The sequence below is a fragment of the Amycolatopsis sp. WAC 01416 genome (assembly GCF_003947485.1).
GTDB lineage: Bacteria > Actinomycetota > Actinomycetes > Mycobacteriales > Pseudonocardiaceae > Amycolatopsis.
Genome location: NZ_QHHX01000001.1, coordinates 48,406 through 67,217, shown reverse-complemented (window position 1 = coordinate 67,217; position 18,812 = coordinate 48,406). Strand labels below are relative to the sequence as shown.

The 18,812-nt window shown below is 69.7% G+C and carries 20 protein-coding genes; 18 read left to right on the top strand and 2 right to left on the bottom strand.

What is annotated here, in order from left to right; all coding sequences use genetic code 11:
* The first annotated feature begins 34 nt into the window (after nt 1-34).
* The 4 genes from DL990_RS00320 (at nt 35) to glyA (ending at nt 2,812) form a co-directional block, all read left to right on the top strand.
* A complete protein-coding gene (locus tag DL990_RS00320; protein ID WP_125797579.1) occupies nt 35-556 on the top strand; it encodes a gamma carbonic anhydrase family protein in 522 nt (173 codons plus the stop codon).
* Nucleotides 557-590: 34 nt separating this feature from the next.
* Complete coding sequence (locus tag DL990_RS00315; protein ID WP_125797578.1) at nt 591-1,022, top strand: uL11 family ribosomal protein; 432 nt, start codon at nt 591-593, stop codon at nt 1,020-1,022.
* Nucleotides 1,019-1,432, top strand: a complete 414-nt coding sequence (locus DL990_RS00310; RefSeq protein WP_125786181.1) for a hypothetical protein — start codon at nt 1,019-1,021, stop codon at nt 1,430-1,432. Before DL990_RS00315 ends, DL990_RS00310 begins: the two co-directional genes overlap by 4 nt.
* A gap of 111 nt (nt 1,433-1,543) precedes the next feature.
* Nucleotides 1,544-2,812, top strand: coding sequence for a serine hydroxymethyltransferase (gene glyA / locus DL990_RS00305; RefSeq protein ID WP_125786180.1), 1,269 nt, complete (start codon nt 1,544-1,546; stop codon nt 2,810-2,812).
* Between the two features lie 138 nt (nt 2,813-2,950).
* Here glyA and DL990_RS00300 read toward each other — a convergent pair whose 3' ends face one another.
* Nucleotides 2,951-3,469 carry an inorganic diphosphatase gene (locus tag DL990_RS00300; protein ID WP_125786179.1) on the bottom strand — a complete coding sequence of 173 codons (519 nt, stop codon included), beginning with the start codon at nt 3,467-3,469 and terminating at the stop codon, nt 2,951-2,953.
* A gap of 167 nt (nt 3,470-3,636) precedes the next feature.
* Here DL990_RS00300 and dacB point away from each other — a divergent pair, with 167 nt between their 5' ends.
* The 13 genes from dacB to folK all read left to right on the top strand — a co-directional run bounded on the left by dacB (nt 3,637) and on the right by folK (nt 17,074).
* On the top strand, nt 3,637-5,724 hold the full coding sequence (dacB, locus tag DL990_RS00295) for a D-alanyl-D-alanine carboxypeptidase/D-alanyl-D-alanine-endopeptidase (RefSeq protein ID WP_199746166.1): 2,088 nt from the start codon (nt 3,637-3,639) through the stop codon (nt 5,722-5,724).
* A gap of 100 nt (nt 5,725-5,824) precedes the next feature.
* Nucleotides 5,825-6,853 carry a zinc-dependent metalloprotease gene (locus tag DL990_RS00290; protein ID WP_125786256.1) on the top strand — a complete coding sequence of 343 codons (1,029 nt, stop codon included), beginning with the start codon at nt 5,825-5,827 and terminating at the stop codon, nt 6,851-6,853.
* Nucleotides 6,850-7,824, top strand: a complete 975-nt coding sequence (gene tilS, locus DL990_RS00285; protein WP_125797576.1) for a tRNA lysidine(34) synthetase TilS — start codon at nt 6,850-6,852, stop codon at nt 7,822-7,824. The genes DL990_RS00290 and tilS overlap by 4 nt, the downstream gene beginning before the upstream one ends.
* 13 nt (nt 7,825-7,837) lie before the next feature.
* Nucleotides 7,838-8,401 carry a hypoxanthine phosphoribosyltransferase gene (gene hpt / locus DL990_RS00280; protein WP_125786176.1) on the top strand — a complete coding sequence of 188 codons (564 nt, stop codon included), beginning with the start codon at nt 7,838-7,840 and terminating at the stop codon, nt 8,399-8,401.
* A gap of 145 nt (nt 8,402-8,546) precedes the next feature.
* Nucleotides 8,547-8,912 carry a hypothetical protein gene (locus tag DL990_RS00275; RefSeq protein WP_125786175.1) on the top strand — a complete coding sequence of 122 codons (366 nt, stop codon included), beginning with the start codon at nt 8,547-8,549 and terminating at the stop codon, nt 8,910-8,912.
* Nucleotides 8,913-8,929: 17 nt separating this feature from the next.
* Nucleotides 8,930-10,303: a WXG100 family type VII secretion target gene (locus DL990_RS00270; RefSeq protein WP_125797575.1), complete on the top strand. Its 1,374-nt coding sequence runs from the start codon at nt 8,930-8,932 to the stop codon at nt 10,301-10,303.
* A gap of 65 nt (nt 10,304-10,368) precedes the next feature.
* Nucleotides 10,369-11,163, top strand: coding sequence for an ESX secretion-associated protein EspG (locus tag DL990_RS00265; RefSeq protein WP_125786173.1), 795 nt, complete (start codon nt 10,369-10,371; stop codon nt 11,161-11,163).
* Nucleotides 11,164-11,359: 196 nt separating this feature from the next.
* The gene (locus DL990_RS00260) at nt 11,360-12,193 is read left to right on the top strand and encodes an ESX secretion-associated protein EspG (protein ID WP_125786172.1); all 834 of its coding nucleotides are present in this window, start codon (nt 11,360-11,362) and stop codon (nt 12,191-12,193) included.
* A 201-nt stretch (nt 12,194-12,394) separates the two neighbouring features.
* Nucleotides 12,395-14,812, top strand: coding sequence for an ATP-dependent zinc metalloprotease FtsH (gene ftsH, locus DL990_RS00255; protein ID WP_125797574.1), 2,418 nt, complete (start codon nt 12,395-12,397; stop codon nt 14,810-14,812).
* Nucleotides 14,781-15,395 carry a GTP cyclohydrolase I FolE gene (gene folE, locus DL990_RS00250; RefSeq protein ID WP_125786170.1) on the top strand — a complete coding sequence of 205 codons (615 nt, stop codon included), beginning with the start codon at nt 14,781-14,783 and terminating at the stop codon, nt 15,393-15,395. The genes ftsH and folE overlap by 32 nt, the downstream gene beginning before the upstream one ends.
* Nucleotides 15,392-16,234, top strand: coding sequence for a dihydropteroate synthase (gene folP / locus DL990_RS00245; RefSeq protein ID WP_199746165.1), 843 nt, complete (start codon nt 15,392-15,394; stop codon nt 16,232-16,234). The genes folE and folP overlap by 4 nt, the downstream gene beginning before the upstream one ends.
* Nucleotides 16,227-16,586: a dihydroneopterin aldolase gene (gene folB / locus DL990_RS00240; RefSeq protein ID WP_125694967.1), complete on the top strand. Its 360-nt coding sequence runs from the start codon at nt 16,227-16,229 to the stop codon at nt 16,584-16,586. Before folP ends, folB begins: the two co-directional genes overlap by 8 nt.
* On the top strand, nt 16,583-17,074 hold the full coding sequence (gene folK, locus DL990_RS00235; protein WP_125786169.1) for a 2-amino-4-hydroxy-6-hydroxymethyldihydropteridine diphosphokinase: 492 nt from the start codon (nt 16,583-16,585) through the stop codon (nt 17,072-17,074). Before folB ends, folK begins: the two co-directional genes overlap by 4 nt.
* 260 nt (nt 17,075-17,334) lie before the next feature.
* On the opposite strand, the gene DL990_RS00230 is transcribed toward folK, so the two are convergent.
* The gene (locus DL990_RS00230) at nt 17,335-18,276 is read right to left on the bottom strand and encodes a MerR family transcriptional regulator (RefSeq protein ID WP_125786168.1); all 942 of its coding nucleotides are present in this window, start codon (nt 18,274-18,276) and stop codon (nt 17,335-17,337) included.
* 60 nt (nt 18,277-18,336) lie between these two features.
* Between DL990_RS00230 and DL990_RS00225 the strand changes: the two genes are divergently transcribed.
* Nucleotides 18,337-18,798 (top strand): DUF3180 domain-containing protein, encoded by a 462-nt coding sequence (locus DL990_RS00225; RefSeq protein WP_125786167.1) that lies wholly within the window; start codon nt 18,337-18,339, stop codon nt 18,796-18,798.
* Nucleotides 18,799-18,812 lie beyond the last annotated feature (14 nt).

Sequence of the window (18,812 nt, the reverse complement as noted above, 5' to 3'; positions counted from 1 at the left end):
GCCTTCACGCGCTAGGGCGCATAGGGTGCGGGGCATGCCGATGTTCGAATTCGAGGGGCTCCGTCCCCAGGTGGATCCCGAAGCGTGGATCGCCCCCACCGCCACCTTGATCGGTGACGTCGTCGTCGAGAAGGGCGCTTCCGTCTGGTACGGCGCCGTGCTGCGCGCCGACTTCGGGAGGATCCTCATCCGTGAGGGCGCCAACATCCAGGACAACTCGGTCATCCACGTCAACGGCGGCGTGACCGAGGTCGGCAAGAACGTCACCGTCGGGCACCAGTGCCTCGTGCACGACTGCACGATCGGCGAGCAGGCGCTGATCGGGAACGGCTCCACCGTGCTCGACAAGGCGCAGATCGGGGCGAAGGCACTGGTCGCGGCCGGTGCCACGGTGACACCCGGGATGATCATCCCGCCGGAGACGGTCGCCATGGGCAGCCCGGCGAAGAAGCACGTCCCGCTCGACGGCACCGCCCGCGGCTGGGTCGAGCACAACGCGGCGATCTACCAGGAGCTGGCGCGCCGTCACGCGGAAGGCATCAAGCCGATCGATTGACTCTCCAGTAACTGGAGACCATAGCTTCGGCCGTATGGCACCGAAGTCGAAGAAGAAGACCCACCAGGCGACGCTCGAGTTGACCGCCGGCAACGCGCCGGTGGTCGACCTCGGGAAGACGCTCGGGCAGACCGGCGTGAACCTCGTCGAGGTCAAGAAGGCCTACGACGCGGCGACCGCCGCCCAGCGCGGAGACATCGTCCCGGTGGTCGTGTCGGTGTTCGAGGACCGCTCCTTCGAACTCCGGCTGAAGACCCCGCCCGCGTCGTTCCTCATCAAGAAAGCGTTGGGCGGCAAGGGATCCGGCCGTCCAGGGCATGAGGTGGCCGGGAAGCTGACCCAGGAACAGCTGCGCGGCATCGCGGAGCGGAAGCTGCCCGACCTCAACACCGGCGACATCGAGGCGGCCATGCGCACGATCGCGGGCACAGCCCGCTCGATGGGCGTCGCGATCGAAGAACCGTGACGCGCAAGCACGTGATCGTCCCGCCTTTCCGCGACCTCGACCCGGCCCTCGAGGTCGCGGAAAGGCTTTTGGCGCAAGGGAATCCGTGGCTCGCCGGAGTCGTCTCGGCGCTGCCCGACGAATACGCGGCCGCGAACCGGCTCAACCGGATCCTCGCCGGGACCGGTGCCGCGCCCCGGTTGGTCGAGGCCGGAAACGGCTGGCGTGTCGTGCAGGTGACGTCGTGGCCGGGCTGTGGTGACCTGGTCGCGGGTGCCTCCGGGCTGGCGGAACTCGTCGCGTTCGGCGGCTGGCGGCGGATCAAACGCTGTGCCGTCTGCGCACAGGCGTTCTGTGATCGCACGGCCGGATGCAGCCGCCGGTGGTGCGCCGGACATCGTCCGCACGCCGAGCCCCGGCCCGTGCTCTAGGCTTGTCCGCACCAGCGACTGGCGCCATTTGAGGTGGAGCACCACCGGGAAGCGACGACAAGGCCGGTACCGCGCGCCTGGGTCCGGCCGTCTCTGGCAGGAGTACGTCCGATGACACACCAGCCCGAACTTTCCGCGCTCGCCGCCGCCGACCCGCAGATCGCGGGGCTCGTCGAGGACGAGGCGAAACGCCAGCACGAGAAGATCCGCCTGATCGCGTCCGAGAACTACGTCTCCCAGGCCGTACTGGAGGCGACGGGCACCGTCCTCACCAACAAGTACTCCGAGGGCTACGCCGGCAAGCGGTACTACGAAGGCCAGCAACTCATCGACCAGGTCGAGAAACTCGCCATCGAGCGTGCGAAGGCCGTCTTCGGCACCGACCACGCGAACGTCCAGCCCTACTCCGGCTCCCCGGCGAACTTGGCGGTGTACCTCGCTTTCGCGCAGCCGGGCGACACCATCCTCGGCATGGCGCTGCCGGACGGCGGCCACCTCACGCACGGCTGGAGTGTGTCCGCGACCGGCAAGTGGTTCACCCCGGTCCGCTACGGCGTCCGCAAGGAGACCGGCCGCGTCGACCTCGACCAGGTCCGCGAACTCGCGTTGAAGCATCGGCCGAAGCTGATCTTCGCGGGCGGCACCGCGATCCCGCGCACCATCGACTTCCCGGCGTTCGCGGAGATCGCCCGCGAGGTCGACGCCGTCCTGGTCGCCGACATCGCGCATATCGCCGGGCTCGTCGCCGGCGGCGCGCACCCGTCGCCGGTCGGGCACGCTCAGGTCATCACCACGACCACGCACAAGACCCTGCGCGGTCCGCGCGGCGCGATGATCCTCTCCGACGCCGACCACGCGAAGGCCGTCGACAAGGCGGTGTTCCCCGGTCTGCAAGGCGGCCCGCACAACCACACGACCGCCGCGATCGCCGTCGCGCTGGGCGAGGCGCAGAAGCCGGAGTTCGCCGAGTACGCGCACACGATCGTCGCCAACGCCCGCGCGCTGGCGGAAGCGCTGGTGGAACGCGGCTACGACCTCGTGTCCGGCGGCACCGACAACCACCTGCTGCTCATCGACCTGACGAACAAGAACGTGCCGGGCAAACCGGCCGCGCAGGCGCTGGACCGCGCCGGGATCGAACTGAACTACAACACCGTGCCGTTCGACCCGCGCAAACCGTTCGACCCGTCCGGCATCCGGCTCGGCACCTCCGCGATCACCACGCGCGGGCTCAAACCGGAGCACCAGACGCAGGTCGCGAACTGGATCGACCGCACGATCACCGCGGCGGCGGGCGAGGAACAGTCCGCTTTGGACACCATCGCCGCCGAGATCCGCGAGTTCCTGGCGCCGTTCCCGATCCCGGGCTACTCGGCGTAGAAGGTTCTGCCCTGTCCGTGAAGGCCTCCTTGAGGGACCCAGAGTCCCTCAAGGAGGCCTTCACGGACTTCGAGCAAGACGCGAAGGGGCCCTTCACCGCACGCGATGCGGTGAAGGGCCCCTTCGGTGCTTAAGCGACTAGTGAGCCGCCGGACCGTCGACGGCCTCCTTGGCCAGCCGGTCGGTCTCGCGCTCGAACGAACGCTGGATCTCGGCCTCGGCCTCGGACCGCCCGACCCAGCTCGAACCCTCGACGCTCTTGCCCGGCTCCAGGTCCTTGTACACCTCGAAGAAGTGCTGGATCTCGAGCTTGTGGAACTCGTTGAGGTGGTGGATGTCGCGCAGGTGCTCCAGGCGCGGGTCGTTCGTCGGGACCGCGAGGACCTTGTCGTCCGGGCCCTTCTCGTCGGTCATCCGGAACATGCCGATCGCGCGGCAGCGGATCAGGCAGCCGGGGAAGGTCGGCTCCTGGACGAGCACCAGCACGTCGAGCGGGTCGCCGTCCTGGCCGAGGGTGTCGTCGATGAACCCGTAGTCGGCGGGGTACTGCGTGGCGGTGAACAGCGTCCGGTCGAGTTTGATCCGACCGGTCTTGTGGTCCACCTCGTACTTGTTGCGCTCCCCCTTGGGGATTTCGATAGTGACGTCGAATTCCACGCCGGCCTCGCTGCTCTCGTCTTTGGTACGCCCCGCCGTCGCGGACGGCTCACCGAGTTCATGGTCTTGTCTTCACTAGTGTGGACCACGGGGGCTCGGGCGGTCGCATCGATGTGGTCGTATGTGAGCTTGGCCCCTTCCCCGGACGGTGGATGAAGGAGCGTTGCGTGCCGGAAAACGATGTCCCGATGTGGCCGTCGGACGACAAGGACACCTCATCCGCCGAGCCCAAGGGTGCCAAGAGGGAGGGTGAGGTCACCGTCTGGCTGCCCATGTCGGGCTTGGCGAACGGCAAGACAGAAGAGTTGTCAGTGCCGAAGGTCACACCCGAAAGTGGCTCGTGGTTCCAGCCCGTGGTCGAGGTCAGCGACATCGACGAGGAACCGGACGTTCCGGAGACCCCGACACCGCAGTGGTCCGCCTTCGAGCCGGTGACGCCGGTCGAGCCGGAGCAGCACGAAGAGCCGAAGACGCTGTTCGTCAAGCCGATCCAGCCGCAGCACAAGGACGAACCGGACTGGGACCAGTTCGACCGGGGCGCCGCCACCCCGCCGCGTGACGCCGAACCCTCGAGACCCGAGCCGAGACAGGAACCCCAGAGCCAGGAACCCCAGAGCCAGGAACCCCCGAGGCAGGAACAGCCGCGTCAGGAGCCGCCGCGCCGTCCCGAGCAGAGCCGGGTCGAGCCGCCGCTTCCCGCGCCGGTCCCGTCCGCGACCATGCACGCGCGCCCGGTCCGCATCGAGCCGTCCGAAGAGCGCTTCGACTCCGAAGCCACCGTCGGGATCCAGCGGCCCGAGCCGCCGTCCCAGGAACCCCCGGCAGCCGAAACCGAGGCCGCGCCCGCGCCGAAGCCGAAGCGCAAGCGCAAGGCCCTGCTGATCACGACCCTGGTCGTCGTGCTGTTGCTCGCCGGGATGGGCGGCGCCGCCGCGATGCCGAAGGTGTCGAACCGGCTCGGCCTGCCCTGGGCGCCGAACGCGCCGAAGGGTGAGATCCCGAAGCCCGCCGGTGTCACCCGGGTCCTGCACGGGCCGGACGTCAACGGCGTCGCGCCGACGAAGGAAGCTCTCGCGGCCGCGCTGGCCGGCCCCGCCGGCGCCGCCGACCTCGGCACGCTCACCGGCACCGTCGTGGACGCGGCGACCGGTGACGTCCTCTGGGACAAGAACTCCGGCACCCCGCTGACCCCGGCGTCGACCACGAAGATCCTCGTCGTGGCGGCCGCGCTGCTGTCGATGGACCACGGGACGCAGTTCTCGACGAAGATCGTCCAGGGCGCCGAGCCGGGCACGGTGATCCTCGTCGCGGGCGGCGACCCCTCGCTGACGTCGCTGCCGCTGGGCACCGACTCGCCGCTGTACCCGGGCGCCGCGCACGTCGACGACCTCGTCGCCCAGGTCAAGAAGGCAGGCGGCGGCAAGATCTCCAAGGTCCAGCTGGACATCAGCCTGTTCAAGGGGCCGACGTCGGCGAAGGGCTGGGACCCGGAGGACACCGCCGCCGGGAACACCTACATGGCGCCGGTCCTCCCCGTGATGGCCGACGGCGGCCGCACCGATCCCAAGAACGACCATTCGCCCCGTATCGCGAACCCGGCGGCCGCGCTGACCCAGAAGATCGCGGGGAAGCTCGAAGCCCAACCCGGCGGTACGACGACGGCGCCGAAGGACGCGAAGGTGCTCGGCGAGGTCAAGTCGCAGCCGCTCGCGGAGTTCGCCAACTCGCTGCTGCAGCTTTCGGACAACCTGATGGCCGACGTCCTCGCCCGCCAGCTCGCGCTCACGAAGGGCGCCGAGCCGTCGTTCACCGGCGGCGCGGCCGCGACGATGGACGTGCTCAAGCAGGCCGGATTCGACCTCACCGGCGTCCAGATCAACGACGGCAGCGGACTGTCCGACCAGAACAAGATCCCGGCCAAGGCGCTCAGCGAGATCCTCGCGGTCGCGGCGGCGCCGGACGGCAAGGATCCGCGGACGGCCAAACTGCGGCCCCTGCTGGCGGGCCTTCCCGTCGCGGGCGGCAGCGGGACGCTCGAGAAGCGCTACGGCGATCCCGCGTCGGCCGCGGGCCGCGGCTGGGTGCGCGGCAAGACCGGCACGCTGTCCGGGGTGAACACCCTGGCGGGCGTGGTGCTGGACACCGATGGCCGGATGCTGGTCTTCGCGCTGATGTCGTCCGGTTCGGACCAGAACAAGGGCAGGGCCGCGCTCGACGTCGTCGCGGCGACGCTGCACAAGTGCGGCTGCCGGTGAGCGACCGGAATCGGAGCGTGAGGAAGTCGGGACGGAAACCGGTCTTTCAGCGGGTAGCGTCATAAGAGTGACTGAGGAAACGCCGACCAAGACACGTTCGATGGTCGACTGGTCCCTGGCCGCCTCGACGGGCGCCCTCCTGGTGCGTGGCGGTCCGGTGGTCGACCGCGAAGTGGCCGAAGAAGCCGTCGCTGATCTGCGTGAGCTGACCAGTGAGGCGGAGGGGCACGTCCGCGAGCTAACCGGGCTCGGCCTCGACCTGCCGCTGCTGCCCGCCGAAGTCGTCGACAGGCCCGGCTGGGTCCGTTCGGCGGCCGCGGGGCTCGACGCCCTCACCGGGCGCGCGCTGCCGGAGGCCCAAGGTGGCCCGCTGGCGCCCGTGCTCGCCGGTGGCGCCGGTGTCCAGACCGGTCTGGTGCTCGCCTTCCTGGCCTCCCGTGTGCTCGGCCAGTACGACCCGTTCGGCGGGCCGGAACGCCGTGGGCAGCTGGTGCTCGTCGCGCCGAACGTGGTCGCCGCCCAGCAGGCGATGGACGTGCCGGGGCACGATTTCCGGCTGTGGGTCTGCCTGCACGAATGCACCCACCGGTTGCAGTTCACCGCGGTCACCTGGCTGCGCGACTACTTCGCCGACGAGGTCGAGCGCCTGATCGGCGGGCTCGCCGGCCGTGACGCGGACGGGCTGAGCGACCTGGTCGGCCGTCTGCCGGACACCATCAAGCAGATCGGCAAGGGCAAGACGGGCGGCGCCGGACTCGCCGAACTCCTGCAGTCGCCGAGCGAACGCGCGGTGTTCGACCGGCTCCTCGCCCTCTCCACGCTGCTGGAGGGGCACGCCGATTTCGTGATGGACGCCGTCGGGCCGCAGGTCGTGCCGAGTGTCGAGCTGATCCGTTCGCGGTTTACCGCGCGGCGCAAGGGCGGCGGGCTGATCGACCGCGTGCTGCGCAGCCTGCTCGGCGTGGACGCGAAGCTGCGCCAGTACGAACAGGGCGCGAAGTTCACCAAGCACGTCGTCGACGCCGTCGGCATGGACGGCTTCAACGCGGTGTGGACTTCGCCGAACACGTTGCCGACCAGGGCCGAGATCACCGATCCGGCGGCCTGGGTGCGGCGCCTGCACGGGTGAGCGGACCGGATCCGGCGATCGCGGCCGTGCGGTCGGCCGTACGGGATTTCCTGGCGTCGGCGACCGTCGCCGACGAGGTGTGTGTCGCCGTCTCCGGTGGCGCGGACTCCCTGGCCTTGGCCGAAGCGGCGGCGTTCGCCGGCTCCCGCGCCGGGCTGAAGGTGCGGGCAATCGTCGTCGACCACGGCCTCCAGACCGGTTCCGCCGAGACCGCCGCCCAAGCCGCGAGCACGGCGCGAGAACTGGGCGCCGACACCGCCGAGGTCCTGAAAGTGCGGGTCGAGGGCGCGGGCGGGCCGGAAGCCGCGGCCCGCCGGGCCCGCTACGGCGCCTTGCGTTCGGCGCTGCCCGGCGGACACGGCCTCGTCCTGCTCGGCCACACCCTCGACGACCAGGCCGAAACCGTCCTGCTCGGCCTCGGCCGGGGCTCCGGACCGCGATCGGTGGCCGGGATGCGGCCGCACGACCCGCCATGGGGGCGGCCGCTGCTCGGCGTCACCCGCGCCACCACCCGGCAGGCGTGCCGGGCGCTCGGCGTCGACCCGTGGCAGGACCCGCACAACGACGACCCGCGGTTCACCCGTGTCCGGTTACGGACGGAAGTACTGCCCCTTCTGGAGGATGTGCTTTCCGGTGGTGTCGCGGCCTCGCTGGCCCGCACGGCGGCGCAGCTGCGCGAGGACACCGAGGCGTTGGACACACTCGCGGACGGGGTCCACCTGCGTGCCTTCACCGGGGAAGGGCTCGACGCCGCGGTGCTCGCCACCGAACCGCCCGCGCTGCGGCGGCGCGTCCTCCGCAGGTGGCTGCTGGACTCCGGGGTCCGCGAACTCACCGACGCCCACCTGCGTTCCGTCGACGCGCTGGTGGGGAACTGGCGGGGTCAAGGCGGGGTCTGGCTACCCGGCGAGTTGGTGGCCAAGCGGGCGCATGGCAGGCTCTTGCTCGAAGCACCCCATTCCACCACCTAGAGGGGATCGTCCCGTGTACGAAGGCGAGATCGCCTCCGTGCTCGTCACCGAGCAGCAGATCAACGACAAGATCGCCGAACTGGCCGCGCAGGTCGCCGCGGACTATCCGGCCGACGGCCCCGGCGCGGGGCGGGGAGACCTCCTGCTCGTCGGCGTGCTCAAGGGCGCGGTGATGTTCATGACCGACTTCGCCAGGGCACTCCCTCTTCCTTCGCAGCTCGAGTTCATGGCGGTCTCCTCCTACGGCTCGGCGACGTCGTCGTCCGGCGTGGTGCGGATCCTCAAGGACCTCGACCGCGACATCGCCGGCCGCGACGTGCTCATCGTCGAGGACATCGTCGACTCCGGGCTCACGCTGTCCTGGCTGTTGAAGAACCTCGCCAGCCGCAACCCGGCCTCGCTCGAGGTCGTCTCGCTCCTGCGCAAGCCCGAGGCGGTCAAGGTCGACGTACCGGTCAAGTACATCGGGTTCGACATTCCCAACGAATTCGTAGTCGGATACGGCCTGGACTACGCGGAGCGTTACCGGGACCTGCCCTACATCGGCACCCTGGATCCGCACGTTTACACGTCTTGAGAACCGCTTGCCCGCGTCCGGGGAAATGCGGAACCCTGAGCACCGAGAACGCGTCATAGGCTGCGATCAAGTGCGTTAACCTATGCGAAGACCAATGCCGACGAAGCCGTCGTGGCCTGGCCCGGGGGAAACGGAGAGAGCTCAGATGGGGAACAGCAGCTTGGCGGACGCGAACGCGTTCAAGAACGCCGCGGCCCAGGGCCAGGTCGGGATCGACCCGGACGCGGCCCAGACCGCCCTGAACAAGATCCGCACCGGCAAGGACGCCGTCGAGGCCCTGCTGCAGCGCGCGGGCGACCTCGGGCAGGCGCCGAAGCTGGGCAACAACCCGGTCGGCAACGCGATCGCCGCGAAGGTGGCGAACCGCGCCGACGGCGGCGGCGACTCCTACTCCGCGGCACTCCAGAACCTGTACCAGCAGTACGAGGCCGCGGAGTCCGGCATCGTGACCGCGATGGCCCGGTACCACGAGATCGACCAGGCCGCCGCCGAGCCGTTCCGTAACGTCTGAGGGGGAGTCAGAAAGCCATGCCACCGAAGCACAGCGCCGACTCTTACGGCGAGAGCAGCAGCAGCACCACGCCGGTCCAGCTCGGCGACAACTCGCACGCCGAGGGCATCGTGTCGTCCGCCCGCGGCCGTTCCGACGGGTTCGACATCGGCGCCGACCGCGCCATCACCAACCCGCCGAACTGGGAAAGCGCCGCGAGCAGCCAGGACCTGTGGAACCAGGCCAACCTCGGCAACGACCCGAGCACCGCGACCGGCATCAGCCAGTCCTGGGGTTCGCACGGCAGCAAGCTGAGCCAGGCCTCGAACGACCTCTACAACGCGATCTCCGAACTCGGCGCCGCCTGGATCGGACAGGGCGCGGCCGCCGCGCAGGGTTCGCTGGTCGCCATCGCGAACTCGGGTTCGCAGGCCTCCGAGGCCGCGCACACGATGTCGGACAGGCTGCAGAAGCAGGCAGACGCGGCCACCAAGGTCAAGCTCATGCCGAAGCCGACCGACTACAGCCCGGAGAAGGCGATGGCGCAGGCCCTCGCGGCCGGCCCGGTCGGCATGATCACCGACCAGAAGCCCCTCGCCGACCAGGACAAGGAAGTGCGGGCGGAGCAGGCCAGGTTCCTCGAGGCCTACACCAAGGAGATGAGCGAGGTCGACAGCTCGACCCCGAGCTTCGGCCCCGAATCCCTCGGCATGAAGCCGACCGCCACGCACAACAGCGCTTCGTTCAGCGGTGTCGGCAATGTCGGCGGCGCGGGCCTCAACTCGGGTGCGGTCTCCGGTACGCCGGTCCTCGCCGGCACGCACGGCTACGGCGGCGCGCACGGCGCCGTCGGGGCCCCGCTCCAGGCCGGTCCGGACGCGGGTTCGTTCTCGCAGGCCGGCTACACCCCCGCCGCGGGGAACCTGCCGGTTTCCGGTGTCGCGCCGGGTGCCGGCGTCGCCTCCGGCGCGGGTGCCCCGATGGCGACCCCGCACGCCCCGGCGAGCGGTGGCAACGGACTCGGCCAGGCCCTCACCGCGGCCGCGCTCGGCGGCGGCCTCGGCTTCGCCGGCGCCAAGGCGCTCGGACAGGGCAACAAGTCCGGCGCCAAGGACACCGACAGCACCGACGCGTCGGCCACCGAGAAGGCCCCCGCGCAGAGCGCCGCGTCCCAGGCCGTGCCGCAGCAGGGCATCGTGTCCTCCAGCGGCACCATCGGCGCCACCCCGCCGCCGATGCAGGGCATGGGCGGCGGCATGGGCATGGGCGCCCCCGGCGCGCAGGCCGAGCAGGAAGAGGAGCACACGCACGCGTCGTTCCTCATCGAGCCGGACCCGGACGACGCCTTCGGCGCCAACGAGGCGACCCCGCCGCCGGTCATCGGCGCCTGGACCGAAGACGACGAACGCTAGAGCGGTTTTCACCGGGCGCGCGGCCGATCCGGCCGCGCGCCCGCTGACTTGTTTGGGGGCGGAAGATGGCGAACGGTGACCTGCTCACCCCGGTCGAGCTGGACTTCCTGTGGGAGAGCGCGAACGCCGGTGAGCTGCCGTACCCGCTGCGACTCCGCTCGCACGGGGCGACCATGGACGAACGCGGCGCGCTGCGGACGCAGACGCTCCAGTCGCTGAACCAGCGTCGTCTCGCCGACGAACGCGGCCGCCCCGAGCCGCATATCGAGGACTACTTCGGTGTCCTCGCGCGGCCGGACCTGAGCCTGGACTGCGTCCAGCTCAACAATCCCAACACCGAACCGCTGCTCGCGGTCGCGTCGCTGGTCGGCGGGCAAGGCCTGCTGACGGTGCAGGACCCGCGCGGATTCCACTTCCACCCCATCGCCCCGGACGGCCTCGCGAGCGCGATCGTCTCCCTCCTGCCGCCGGGTTCGCGCGGCACGGAGAAGTCGATCACCCTCCCGCTGGACGGCCTGGTCGGCGCCTCCGGCGCGGACTTCCTCCAGCGTCGTCAGCCGCAGGTCGACGGCTCGGCGACGTCCGACGAAGACCGCAAGGCCCTGTCGCGGCTCCAGGCGCAGCCGCGGCTTCGCGGCGGCCAGTTCGGCGCCAACGCGCGCAGCAAACACGGCACGCGCACCCGGTCTTCGGTGCTGAGCTGGTTCGACACCCAGTCCGGCCGGTACTTCACCCAGGCCACGCGCGGTTCCGACGGACGGGACTGGATCACCATCGCGCCCGCGGACCCGGCGACGCTGCGGCACCGGCTCACGGAAATGCTGGGGAAGATCGCGGCGGACGCTTCGCCCGCACGCTGACCTCTCGGTTCCTTCGCGTGCAATGAAAGGCCCCTTCATTGCAAATTTTGCAATGAAGGGGCCTTTCATTGCACGCCCCGGCGCCGGAACACGGACGTTTCCCGGATCCGGCCGCCGACTGTCGTACCCCTTCGCTATCGTGAACCCCCTGGGTGTCCCGAGGCCCAGGAGCCAAGGTGCCGGGAGGGCACGGAGCATGCACCAAGAACACTTCACACCGATGGCGTTCGACTTCCTCTGGGAGTCCGCCGAGCTCGGCGACCTGCCTTATCCGCTGCGCGTCCGTTCGCACGGCGCGACGGAGGCCGAGCGCCGGGCGCTGCGCCAGCGCGCCGACGTCGAACTCCAAGCCCGCGGGATCCGCGACGCCCGGGGAAGGCTGGAGCGGAGGATCGAGGATTGGCTGTACCTCCTCGCCCGCGGTTCGCTGACCATCGACGCGCTGCACATCCCGGAGTTCCAGGCCCCGACGGTCGCCCTGCTCGGCGCCACCGACGGCCGCGACGGGGTGATCGCGATCCAGGACCAGTCCGGGATCTGGCTGCGGGAGGCACCCGCCGACGGCCTTCCGACAGCGGTCGTCGAGCTGCTGCCGCCGGGTCAGCGCGGCTCCGAGGCGTCCGTCACGCTGCCGATCGACGACGCCCGCCGCACCGAGCCGATCCGCGCCGCCGTCAACCCGACGAAGAAAGCCGAGGAGCCCGAAGCGGCGAAGGTCCGTCGCAAGGAGAAGTCCCGCGTCTCGCTCAGTGAACGCATCACCGCGGATCCGCGTGAGGCGTTCGGCAAGCTCACCGGCCAGCCGAGGCTGCGCGGCGGTCAGCTGGCAGCGAACAGCCGGTCCCACGTGGGCGCCAAGCAGCGGTCACGGGTCCTCGGCTGGTTCGACACCGCCAGCGGGCGCTACCTCAGCACGTCACAGGCAGGTCCGGACGGCCGCGAATGGGTCACCGTGTCACCCGCCGACATCAAGACACTGCGCACGCGACTGGGCGAAATGGCCGCTGGTGTGGCGGTTGACACACGTTAGGGTGGCCGCCCCGGTCACGCTCCGGGAACCCTCGCGCGGCGTCCGCCGTTTACGTCCGAGAGGCTCACCACCCTCGTCCGTCCAGGCGGGCGGTATCCTGAGGGGCGGGTGTCGGAGCACCATGGGTCGTCAAGATCGTGATGGCGGGTATCACAGGAGCCGCCCAACCAGGAAGGGTCGAGGCCACCAGGGCCGAGTCGTATGAACCGGAAGAGCGTGCTCAAGAACCCAGTGCTCTGGATTCTCGCGGCGGTACTGGCGTTTCTCGCATACAACACGATCTTCGACAGTGATCGTGGCTATACCCAGGTGCCGATCTCGATCGCGAACCAGCAGATCACCACGAACAACGTCAAGGAAGCCTCGCAAGAGGACAAGGAGCAGCAGATCAAGCTGCTGCTGAACAAGAAGATCGAGGTCGAAGGCCAGCAGGTCGACCAGATCATCGCGCAGTACCCGGCGAACGTCGCGGGCACCATCTACGGCCAGCTCATCGGCCTGAAGAGCGGTGACAACCCGGTCAAGTTCACCACCAAGGTCACCCAGCAGAACGTCCTCACCCAGATCCTGATCTTCGCCATCCCGCTGGCGCTGGTGCTCGGCCTGCTGATGTGGATGATGAACAACGCGCAGGGCGGCGGGAACCGCGTCCTCAACTTCGGCAAGTCGAAGGCCAAGCAGCTCAACAAGGACATGCCCAAGACGACCTTCGGGGACGTCGCGGGCGCCGACGAGGCCGTCGAAGAGCTGTACGAGATCAAGGACTTCCTACAGAACCCGGCGCGCTACCAGGCGCTCGGCGCGAAGATCCCCAAGGGCGTGCTGCTCTACGGGCCGCCCGGTACCGGTAAGACGCTGCTCGCGCGAGCCGTCGCCGGTGAGGCGGGCGTGCCGTTCTACACGATCTCCGGTTCCGACTTCGTCGAGATGTTCGTCGGTGTCGGCGCGTCCCGCGTCCGCGACCTGTTCGAGCAGGCCAAGCAGAACGCGCCCTGCATCATCTTCGTCGACGAGATCGACGCGGTCGGCCGCCAGCGCGGTGCCGGCCTCGGCGGCGGCCACGACGAACGTGAGCAGACGCTGAACCAGCTCCTCGTCGAGATGGACGGCTTCGACGCGCGCGGCGGCATCATCCTGATCGCCGCGACCAACCGTCCCGACATCCTCGACCCGGCGCTCCTGCGTCCCGGCCGCTTCGACCGCCAGATCCCGGTGTCCGCGCCGGACATGCGCGGCCGCAAGGCGATCCTCGAGGTGCACGCCAAGGGCAAGCCGATCGCGCAGGGCACCGACCTGAGCGGTCTCGCGAAGCGGACCGTCGGCATGTCCGGCGCCGACCTCGCGAACGTGCTCAACGAGGCCGCGCTGCTCACCGCCCGCGAGAACGGGCACGTGATCACCGACGCCGCGTTGGAGGAGTCGGTCGACCGCGTCGTCGGCGGCCCCGCCCGCAAGAGCCGGATCATCTCCGAGAAGGAGAAGAAGATCACGGCCTATCACGAGGGCGGGCACGCGCTCGCCGCGTGGGCGATGCCGGACATCGAACCGGTCTACAAGCTGACGATCCTGCCGCGCGGGCGCACCGGCGGCCACGCCCTGCTCGTCCCGGAGGACGACAAGGAGTTGATGACCCGTTCGGAGATGATCGGGCGCCTGGTCTTCGCGATGGGCGGCCGGACGGCGGAGGAGCTCGTCTTCCACGAGCCCACCACCGGTGCCTCCTCCGACATCGAGCAGGCGACCAAGATCGCCCGCGCCATGGTCACCGAATACGGCATGAGCGCCCGGCTCGGCGCGGTCAAGTACGGCCAGGAGCAGGGCGACCCGTTCCTCGGCCGCTCGGCGGGCCGCCAGGCCGACTACTCGCTCGAGGTCGCGCACGAGATCGACGAGGAGGTGCGCAAGCTCATCGAGACCGCGCACACCGAGGCGTGGCACGTGCTGAGCACCTACCGCGACGTGCTGGACGAGCTGGTCATCGAGCTCCTCGAAAAGGAGACGCTGACCCGCAAGGACCTCGAGCGGATCTTCGCGACCGTCGAGAAGCGCCCGCACATCACCATCTTCAACGAGTTCGGCGACCGCAAGCCGTCCGACAAGCCGCCGATCAAGACCCCCGGCGAGCTGGCGATGGAGCGCGGCGAGCCGTGGCCTCCGCCGGAGGAGAAGAAGGAGCAGCCGGCGCTGCAGCCGGCGCCGACCCCGGTCGGCACCGCGCAGGGCGGCGGCGACCTTCCCGGTGGCCCGCCGTACGCGCAGCCGGCTCCGCCGCCGGACCCGAACGCGAACCCGTACGCTCCGCCGCCGCCGGGCGCCTACCCCAACGGTGGTCGCCTCAACGGTGGGCCGAACGGCACCGGCCACTGGCCCCAGGCATATGGTGGGCAGCAGCCGGGTGGTCCGGCAGGCGGTTACCAGGGTGGGCCCGTTGGCGGCCCGCCGAACTACGGGGCTCCTCCTGGATGGACCCCGGCCACGCAGCCGGGCGGCCAGCCGAACCAGCCCTGGCGTCCCGCCGAAGACCGCCCGCGCGACGGCTGGTTCGCTGACCAGCCCGGCGGTCAGCAGGACGAAGGACAGCAACGGCGTGACGACGGACAGGACGACACCAAGCGGTAACGGCGCAAGCCCGGTCTTCGACCAGGACCGGGCCGAGAAAGCCGTACGCGAACTCCTGCTCGCCTGTGGTGAGGACCCGGACCGGGACGGTCTCCTTGAGACCCCGGCCCGGGTCGCTCGCGCTTACCGGGAAATGTTCGCCGGGCTCTACACCGAGCCGGACCACGTCCTGGACCGCACGTTCGACGAGGCACACGAAGAACTCGTGCTCGTGACGGACATCCCGATGTTTTCGGTATGTGAACATCACCTCGTGCCCTTCCACGGTGTCGCCCACGTCGGCTACATCCCGAACGGCCACGGCAAGGTCACCGGCCTGTCCAAACTGGCCCGCCTCGTCGATCTCTACGCCAAGCGCCCCCAGGTCCAGGAGCGGCTCACCTCCCAGGTCGCCGACGCGCTCATGCGCAAACTCGAGCCCCGCGGCGCGATCGTCGTGGTCGAGGCCGAACATCTCTGCATGGCCATGCGCGGTATCCGCAAGCCCGGCGCCAGGACGACGACGTCCGCCGTGCGCGGGCTGCTGCAGACTTCGGCGTCCTCGCGGGCGGAGGCGCTGGATCTGATCAAGGGCCGTCGATGACCGCCCTGCCCCGGCCCGGCCGGTGCGCGGTGATGGGCATTCTGAACGTCACCCCCGACTCCTTTTCGGACGGTGGGCGCTACCTGGGCGTCGAGCAGGCGCTGGAGCACGCGCACGAGATGTGGACGCGCGGGGCGGATCTGATCGACGTCGGTGGGGAGTCGACGCGGCCGGGAGCGTCCCGAGTGGACGCCGAGACCGAGATTTCCCGGATCATGCCGGTGATCCGTTCACTCGCCGCCGATGGTGTCGCGATGTCCGTGGACACCACGCGGGCCGAGGTCGCCCTCGCCGCGGTCGAGGCGGGCGCGTCCGTCATCAACGACGTCTCCGGCGGGCTGGCCGATCCGAACATGGCGAAGGTCGCCGCCGAGACCGGTGTCCCGTACGTACTGATGCACTGGCGCGGGCACAGCAAGGACATGAACGCGCTGGCGTCCTATGAGGACGTCGTCGCGGACGTGCGCGCCGAACTGCTGTCCCGAGTGGACGAAGCGGTCGCCGCGGGTGTCGACCAGAGTGCGATCGTGCTCGACCCCGGGCTCGGGTTCGCGAAGGACGCCGAACACGACTGGGCGCTGCTGAACAGGCTGGATTCCGTTCTGTCACTGGGTTTCCCGGTTCTCGTCGGCGCCTCGCGCAAACGGTTCCTCGGGCGTCTTTTGTCCGGAAAGGACGGAAAGCCCGCCCCGCCGGACGGCCGCGAGAACGCGACCGCGGCCGTGTCCGCGCTCGCCGCGGCGGCCGGTGCCTGGGGAGTGCGGGTGCACGAGGTCGGCGCGAGCATCGACGCCGTGACCGTCGCGGCGGCTTGGCGGAAGGGGAATCCCGTTGTCTGACCGGATCACGTTGACCGGATTGAGGGTCTTCGGCAGGCACGGGGTCTTCGACCACGAGAAGCGGGACGGGCAGGAGTTCGTCGTCGACATCGTGGTGTGGCTGGACCTCGGCCCGGCCGCCGCCTCCGACGACCTGACCAAGACGCTGCACTACGGCGAACTCGCGGAGCTCGCCGCCGGGATCGTCGCGGGCGAGCCGTACGACCTCATCGAGAGTGTCGCCGGGAAGATCGCCGACGAGGTGCTGCGCGACGAGCGGCTGAGCGCCGTCGAAGTGACGGTGCACAAACCGTCCGCGCCGATCCCGCTGAACTTCGACGACGTCGCCGTCACGGTGCGACGCGAACGATGAGCCGCGCGCTGCTTTCGCTCGGTTCCAACTTGGGGGACCGGCTCGCGTTCCTTCAGTCCGCCGTCGACGCCGTGCGGCCAGCGGTCGTCGCCGTTTCGAGTGTTTACGAGACGAAAGCGTGGGGCGTCGAGGACCAGCCGGACTTCCTCAACGCCGTCGTCCTGGTCGACGACCCGGCGCGTGACCATTGGGACTGGCTGAGCACCGGGCAGGCCGCCGAGCAGGCGGCGGAGCGCGTGCGCGAACTCCGCTGGGGGCCGCGCACGCTGGATGTCGACATAGTGACCGTGGACGGGGTGCGCTCCGACGACCCCCAGTTGCTGCTTCCTCATCCCGGCACGCCGGAGCGCGCGAGTGTGCTGATCCCCTGGCTGGAGATCGAGCCCGGCGCGGTGCTCCCCGGCCACGGTCCGGTCGCCGACCTTCTCGCCGCCCGCCCCGCTTCGGACCGCGACTCCGTGCGGCTGACGTCGCTCACCCTCGCCTGACCGATCCCCCTCCGCGTTCGCCACCTACTCGCGGAAGTTCGCGATGCCAACCACCGCAAGTAGATGACGAAACGCGCCTCCAGCGGCCCTCACGTTCGGTCACCTCCCGGTCGTGACCGGGCCGCTAGTGCGGGGACTGTGTGGATTTTGGGGCGTTGGATGACCAGAAATCCACACGGTCGCCGCCCGCCTCCGCAATTCGTCACCTACTTGCGGAAGTTCGCGATGCCAACCACCGCAAGTAGGTGACGAAATGCGGGCTATCCCAGCGCGGAGCGCAGGGCGGCGATGATCCACTCGGCCTCCCGCATCTGCGAGGGGAACGACGGCCAGCCGTTCATCTTCCCCAGCAGGTGCCAGTACCGCTCGGCGCGCGGGTCCATGCTGATCGCCATCCCGTCGGTCAGCCGCTTCCGCCAGGCGGGGTCGGCCGGGTCACGGCCGTTCCGCGAAGACTGGGTGAAGATCGTTTCCGCCAGCTCGCGGCCCTCGGCTGAGTCCGGCGCGAGGTCGGCTTCGAGCGCTTCGGTCGCCTTCGCGCTCCACGCTATCCACAGCTCCTGCTGCTTCGCGCCGAAGTCCGCTCCGTCCTGCTTCCGGAGCTGCGAGTGCCACTCGCTCATCCGGCGGATCGACGCGCGGAACTCCTCGTCCTGGACGAGTTCGGCGAACTCGATCCAGGCCTCCAGCTGCTCGGGCGTCGGGTCGTCGGGCAGTTCCGGTTTCGCCGAGCGCATCCGCTCGTAGAACTGCGGGTCCAGTTCGAGTCCTTCGACCATGTCCGCCCAGAACCCGTCGAGCAAACGTTTGCGGTCCTCGTCCGACATCGACGCGAGTTTGTTCATCAGTTCGACCTCCTCCAGTGGTGAATCCCGTTTGGCCACCGCTCGCAGGACCGCGCGGCGCAGTTCGAGCCGCCGGATCTGCTCGTCCAGGGCGGCGACGTGCTGGACCGCGAGGTCCCCGATGGTCGCTTCCCTGGTCAGCGCCCGCTCCACGTCCGCGAGGCCCAGTCCGAGTTCCCGCAGCGTCCGGACCAGCTCCAGGCGCGCCATCGCGGTGGCGTCGTAGAGGCGGTAGCCGGCGTCGGTGCGGTCGGTCGGTGGCAGTAGTCCTTCGTCGGAGTAGAAGCGGATGGTCTTCACCGGCAGGCCGGTCCGTTTGGCCAGCTCCCCGATGGTGAAAACCGCTGCGGTGCCCATATGCTTCATCGTCGACTCTCCAGTTGGTGGAGAGTCAAGCCTGCCAGGTAGCGTTGTTCCATGCACTTCACGCGGCCACGCGAGCTGGCGGTGGCCGGCCTCCTGGGTCTGGTCCTGGCCTATCTGGTCTTCCAGGTCGCCTACGGATCGATCCCCGCGCTTCCGCTCTTCGCCGGAATCACGTTGCTCGTCCTCGCGCTCTGCGAGGTCGTGCTCGCCTTCATCATCCGTTCGCGGATCAAGGAGGGCCGCGTGCTCGCCGCGATCTCCGTCGCTCGATCGGTGGCCCTGGCCAAGGCCTCGTCGCTCGCCGGATCCGCCATGACGGGGGTCTGGCTGGCGGCTTTCGCGTATCTTTTTCCGCGACGTGACGAACTCCTCGCGGCGGGCGGTGACCTCCGTTCGGCGACGGTCGGGATCGTCAGCTCGGTGGCCCTGGTAGCTGCGGCTTTGTGGCTCGAACACTGCTGCCGGACCCCCGAGGGCGGTGATCGGGACCCCGGTCCCGAGCCGACCGGTTAACGCTCGAGAGCCAC

Coding starts and splice junctions, on each gene's coding strand:
- DL990_RS00320 (WP_125797579.1), top strand. CDS start 35: ATGCCGATGTTCGAATTCGAGGGGCTCCGTCCCCAGGTGGATCCCGAA.
- DL990_RS00315 (WP_125797578.1), top strand. CDS start 591: ATGGCACCGAAGTCGAAGAAGAAGACCCACCAGGCGACGCTCGAGTTG.
- glyA (WP_125786180.1), top strand. CDS start 1,544: ATGACACACCAGCCCGAACTTTCCGCGCTCGCCGCCGCCGACCCGCAG.
- DL990_RS00290 (WP_125786256.1), top strand. CDS start 5,825: ATGGTCGACTGGTCCCTGGCCGCCTCGACGGGCGCCCTCCTGGTGCGT.
- DL990_RS00275 (WP_125786175.1), top strand. CDS start 8,547: ATGGGGAACAGCAGCTTGGCGGACGCGAACGCGTTCAAGAACGCCGCG.
- DL990_RS00270 (WP_125797575.1), top strand. CDS start 8,930: ATGCCACCGAAGCACAGCGCCGACTCTTACGGCGAGAGCAGCAGCAGC.
- DL990_RS00265 (WP_125786173.1), top strand. CDS start 10,369: ATGGCGAACGGTGACCTGCTCACCCCGGTCGAGCTGGACTTCCTGTGG.
- DL990_RS00260 (WP_125786172.1), top strand. CDS start 11,360: ATGCACCAAGAACACTTCACACCGATGGCGTTCGACTTCCTCTGGGAG.
- ftsH (WP_125797574.1), top strand. CDS start 12,395: ATGAACCGGAAGAGCGTGCTCAAGAACCCAGTGCTCTGGATTCTCGCG.
- folP (WP_199746165.1), top strand. CDS start 15,392: ATGACCGCCCTGCCCCGGCCCGGCCGGTGCGCGGTGATGGGCATTCTG.
- folK (WP_125786169.1), top strand. CDS start 16,583: ATGAGCCGCGCGCTGCTTTCGCTCGGTTCCAACTTGGGGGACCGGCTC.
- DL990_RS00230 (WP_125786168.1), bottom strand. CDS start 18,276: ATGGGCACCGCAGCGGTTTTCACCATCGGGGAGCTGGCCAAACGGACC.
- DL990_RS00225 (WP_125786167.1), top strand. CDS start 18,337: ATGCACTTCACGCGGCCACGCGAGCTGGCGGTGGCCGGCCTCCTGGGT.